General features: G+C 47.1%; 1 protein-coding gene. It reads right to left on the reverse strand.

Annotated elements, in window-relative coordinates; translation table 11 throughout:
- Positions 1 to 2 precede the first annotated feature (2 nt).
- Positions 3 to 1193 (reverse strand): elongation factor Tu, encoded by a 1191-nt coding sequence (tuf, locus tag Q9R21_RS14825; protein WP_004646112.1) that lies wholly within the window; start codon positions 1191 to 1193, stop codon positions 3 to 5.
- Position 1194 lies beyond the last annotated feature (1 nt).

Here is a 1194-nt window from a genome sequence, read left to right on the forward strand (position 1 = left end):
GATTATGCAGTTACTTTAGCAACTACACCAGCACCAACTGTACGACCACCTTCACGGATCGCAAAACGTAGACCTGGGTCCATTGCGATCGGGTGGATTAGCTCTACTGACATCTCAACGTTGTCACCAGGCATAACCATTTCCACGCCTTCTTTAAGCGCGATCGCACCAGTTACGTCCGTAGTACGGAAGTAGAACTGTGGACGGTAACCGTTAAGGAATGGAGTGTGACGACCACCTTCTTCTTTAGAAAGTACGTATACTTCCGCATCGAATTTAGTGTGTGGCTTGATCGCACCTGGTTTAGTCAATACTTGACCACGTTGTACGTCTTCACGCTTAGTACCACGAAGAAGAACACCACAGTTCTCGCCCGCACGACCTTCGTCAAGAAGCTTACGGAACATTTCTACGCCGGTTACTGTAGTAGTTTGAGTATCACGGATACCAACGATTTCTACAGACTCACCTACTTTAACGATACCAGTCTCTACACGGCCAGTTACTACTGTACCACGACCAGAGATTGAGAATACGTCTTCAATTGGCATAAGGAATGGAAGGTCAATTGCACGTTCTGGCTCTGGGATATAAGAGTCAAGTGCTTCAACAAGCGCAACTACAGCTGGCTCGCCGTATTGGCTGTCATCACCGTTAAGCGCAAGAAGAGCAGAACCACGAATTACTGGAGTGTCATCACCCGGGAAGTCGTAAGTAGAAAGAAGTTCACGAACTTCCATTTCAACTAGCTCAAGAAGCTCTTCGTCGTCTACAAGGTCGCATTTGTTCAAGAATACAACGATGTAAGGTACACCTACCTGACGAGAAAGCAGGATGTGTTCACGAGTCTGTGGCATAGGACCATCAGTCGCAGCACATACAAGGATCGCGCCGTCCATCTGAGCAGCACCAGTAATCATGTTTTTAACATAATCGGCGTGGCCCGGGCAGTCTACGTGAGCGTAGTGACGAGTTGGAGAATCGTATTCTACGTGTGAAGTATTAATTGTAATACCACGTGCTTTTTCTTCTGGTGCAGAGTCGATTGCAGCGTAGTCTTTCGCTTCGCCACCGAATTTCTTCGCACATACAGTTGCAATTGCAGCTGTTAAAGTTGTTTTACCATGGTCAACGTGACCAATTGTGCCCACGTTAACGTGTGGCTTATTACGTTCAAACTTAGCCTTAGCCATG

It is taken from the genome of Acinetobacter sp. RG5 (genome assembly GCF_031844265.1).
Classification (GTDB): Bacteria; Pseudomonadota; Gammaproteobacteria; order Pseudomonadales; family Moraxellaceae; genus Acinetobacter.

What these genes read in the sequence shown, in the direction of transcription:
- tuf (WP_004646112.1), bottom strand. Translation starts at nt 1,193, where the DNA reads ATGGCTAAGGCTAAGTTTGAACGTAATAAGCCACACGTTAACGTGGGC.